Origin of the sequence: Streptomyces sp. NBRC 110028 (assembly GCF_001417735.1) — a bacterium.
Lineage (GTDB): Bacteria > Actinomycetota > Actinomycetes > Streptomycetales > Streptomycetaceae > Streptomyces.
In genome coordinates this window covers 490,628-494,387 of record NZ_BBUZ01000025.1, presented here as the reverse complement: position 1 = coordinate 494,387, position 3,760 = coordinate 490,628, and the positions used below count along the sequence as shown (strand labels likewise).

At 72.4% G+C, this 3,760-nt stretch carries 1 protein-coding gene; it reads right to left on the bottom strand.

Annotation, left to right across the window (positions count from 1 at the left end; all coding sequences use genetic code 11):
• On the bottom strand, window positions 1-3,584 hold a 3,584-nt coding region (locus tag ASC60_RS39215), incomplete at its 3' end, for a lonely Cys domain-containing protein (protein ID WP_159043268.1).
• Window positions 3,585-3,760 lie beyond the last annotated feature (176 nt).

Below are 3,760 nucleotides of genomic sequence, written 5' to 3'. Positions count from 1 at the left end.
CCGGACCGGAACGTCCAGTCGCTCTTCGAGCAGGTCTTCGTCGCGCGCCAGCAGCTCGGCGAACTCCCGGGAGGACAGACTCCTGGTGAGGCGGGCGCCGGTGAAGGAATCGAAGGTGATGAGCACCCGGCCCGGGGCGTTCGGGTCCACCTTGGCGTGCAGCGTGTACGGATCCGGCTCGGGGTTTTTTTCTTCCTCGCCCACGGGGCGTCCTCCGGCCCCGAGGGGGTCTGGACCTTCGACAGATCCGGGGCCGTGCCGTTCAGGGTCCCCAGGTAGTCCCGTCCGGACACCATGGCCGGGTCGTCGGGCATGGGCAGGATGGTGTCGTCCGACAGGGCACCGTCGCCGTCGAGGAGGAACGCGACCATCACATCCGCGTCGGCTCCGTCGAGCCCGCGGGCGAACGCCGTCGTGACGTGGTTCCGGGCGACGTCGCGCTGCGCGTCGGTCACCTGGGCGCCCGGGGGCAGGTCGTGCAGGCGCGCCGTGATCCCGTCGAGGCGGGACCCGTGCCACGCCTCCAGCGCCTTGACCCGGGCCCAGAACATGCGGGACCACTCGGGCGTGCCCACGTCGCCGGGATCGTCCAGCTTCAGCGCGTCGACGGCCTCGCCGGGGATGTCCGTGGTGTCGATCCAGTCGGCCGCGTCCTCCAGTGACGAGGGCAGCGTCACGAAGTCGGCGAGCCTGGTTCCGAGGGAGGCGGTGGCCGCCCGCTTCAGCACGTTCCGGAAGTCGTCCTGGCGCGCCTGTGTGCCCGCGGGCAGCGTCGCCGCGACGATCCGTTCGAAGAGGTCCAGCGTGAACGGGCCCGCGTCGGAGAACCGGCCGTCGGCGTGCCACATCCGGTCCAGCGCAGCGGCCCCGCGCAGCAGCTCCGCGTACTCCGCGTTCTCCTCGATCCGGACGTCGTCGTCGATCTCCTGGCCCAGCGTCAGCCGCAGCGCCCGCACCAGCCGCAGCGTCGCCGCCCTGGCCTCCTCCGACACCGGCCCCGGACCCGTGTGATACCCGATCGCCCGCGCCCGCCGGTCCAGCTCCTCGACGTCCGGCTCCGGGAAGAACTGCGCGAACGCCCCCCGCCGCCCCTGGGAGTCGGTGTGCAGGGACCGGATCGGTTTGCCCTGGTGGTACGACGTGGCGTCTTTGAAGACGGTGCAGTTGACCTTCTTCCGGGTCTCGTTCGCGACATGCTGCCCGATGGCGACATCGGCGAGCGGATCGGGAACGAACGAGCTGGGGAAGGAATCCGAGAAGCCGCGGTCGTACTCTTCGTCCACGCCACGGTGCCGGGGCGAACCGGCCCAGCAGACCACCAGCTCGATCCAGTCGTCCTTGCCGAGCTCCTGCACGCTCCTGCGGCGCGCGATGTACCGCGCCCCCTCCTTGCCCCAGGCCTGGTGCGTGGTGCCGTCCTCCATCGGGAACAAGATGACGCCGGGCCCACCGTGCGCGTCGAAGTAGTACCTCCGCACCCCTGGCCCGCCCGGGCGCGGCAGCGGGAGCGGCCCGCTGACGTACTTCCGCGTGGCGACGTTGTAGTGGAGGTAGTGCGTCATCGTGGCGAGCAGACGCTGGGTCACTTCCATCCTGATCGAGTCGCGCCCGGAGTGCGCGGCGCGTCCGATGCGCCGCCCGTCCGGGCCGACGAGGGTCCGGTTGAGCACCTTGCGCCACCAGCTGGGGGTGTCCGCGGGTCTGGCGGGCGCCTTTCCGGGCAGGCTGGGGATCCAGTCGCCCTTGATGTGGCCCTGCCGGTGGACCACGGCGATGCGGCGTGTCCCCGGCACGGTCTCGTGGGTCGTGACGCGTCCGCTGTGCGACCACACCGTCTTGCCCGTCCGGTCCGCCAGCTTCCGCGGCAGGTCCAGACCCCGGTCCCCGCCCTGGGGGATGGCCAGCACGATCGGGATGCCCGGAGGTGCTCCGTCCAGGTCGGCCGCGACCAGTTCGACGAACTCGTCGGGGGTCAGGTCGCGTGCCGTACCGTCCGGCCACCTCGCCGTCACGCGGTCGTGGCCGCCCTCGGCCACCACGGTGTACGGGAACCAGCCCGGTCCCCACGGGGCCGGCCCCCCGCCGACCTTGTCGAACCCGCCACCGGGACGTTCCCGCAGGATGTCGACCCCGCTGACGTCCAGTCCGACGACCTCTGCCGCCGGGCTCCAGTTGATACCCGCGACGCGCTGGCCGTTCACCGTGAAGTGACGGGCCCGCTGCCTGGAGATCAATCCCTTCACGAAGGCGTGGTACGCGCCCAGCGCCCCCAGGCTGTCCGCCCAGCCGTCCGTGTACGCGTCGAAGATCAGCGCGGCGGCCCGCCTGCGTTCGTTGTGGTTCACCAGGGCGTTCTCGCCGCGGTGGAGGATGCCGCGGACCAGATCGTCCGTGTCGAGCCCCGCGTCCCGCAGCTCGGGGTCGGCGTCGGCCAGGTCGTTCAGCAGCTCCAGCGGCCGTATCACCTCGACCGTCACCTGACGGCGCAGCGCCTCCGCCTCCGCGCCCGTGGCGAGCCCGGCATTCCGGCCGCGACTGTCCCATTGGATGGTGAAGTCATTGACCGTGAGCCGCTTGTCGGGGGGGACGTTCGTCTGGCGGCGGCTCAGTTCGGCGTCCAGGCTCGCCCGGAACGCGACGGACGCGTTGGTCGCGCGTGTCCCGCCCTCGGCCTCCGCCTCCGCGTCGGTGTTGCCCTCTCCGTACCCGGTGAAGAGCACGTAGGGCAGATGGGGGTCCTTGCTCTGCAGAACCTCCCGGGCCACCTGGTGGGCCAGCTTCTCCAGCGCCTCCTCGGTGTCCTCGGGCAGGTCGGTGCCGTTCGGCTCGAAGGGCAGCCGGGTCGCCCGGATCGCGGGGGGGCCGGAGCCGGCGGCCGGGCTCGTCACCGGCGCGGTGTGCACCGGCAGTGAGGTCTGGCCGCCCAGTCCCGGCATCGGCTGCCCGGACGATGCCCGGGTGCTCTGCTCGTGCTCGGGCCGTGGCCGTACCCGGGGCCGCGCCTTGGCGTCCGGCACATCGGCGGGGGCGGCGGACGACTCGGTGTCGGAGTCGGGCTCGGTGTCGGAGACGGAGTCGGTGTCGGAGACGGAGGCCGAGTCGAAGACGGAGTCGACATCGGAGCCGGAGTCGGAGTCGGTGTCGGAGTCGGAGTCGGTATCGGTGTCGCTCCCGGAGGGGAACAGATCCGGCTCGGCGAACGCCGCCGGCGCCGTCAGCTCCTCCACCGGCCTGGTGAGTTCGATCGTCGTCCGCCGCGACGCGTCCGGATCCGCGTCAGCGGCCGCCATGCCCTCGCCACGGCTGCGGGCGGTGAACCCGAAGTGCGCCGCGGTGAGCCGGCCGGCCTCCGGCACACCCCGCTGCAGCCCGGCCAGCGCCTCGTCGAGGGAGTCGGTGAACCATTCGAGGACCGTCTCGGCCCGCTCCTGCCCCATCTCCCGCGCCCGCATGGCCGGACCCTCGCCGAAGCCGGTGACCACACCCGACGGCAACGGCCGCCCCGCCCGCCAGTCCGCCAGCGCCGAAGACGCCACCTCACGCGCCAGATCCTCGATGTCCGCCACATCGTCCTCGGACACCATGGTCGACCCCGCGTCGAACCGCACCGTGAACACACGCCCCGCCGGAGCCGGCACCGCCGGCCCGGACGACCGCAAGGTCCGCGGCCGCGGACTCGCGGCCTCCGGCACGGGAGCCGCGGACACCTCCCCCGTGGTGTGATCGCTCACCGGTACCCGCGCCTTGTCGGCGCGGTGAG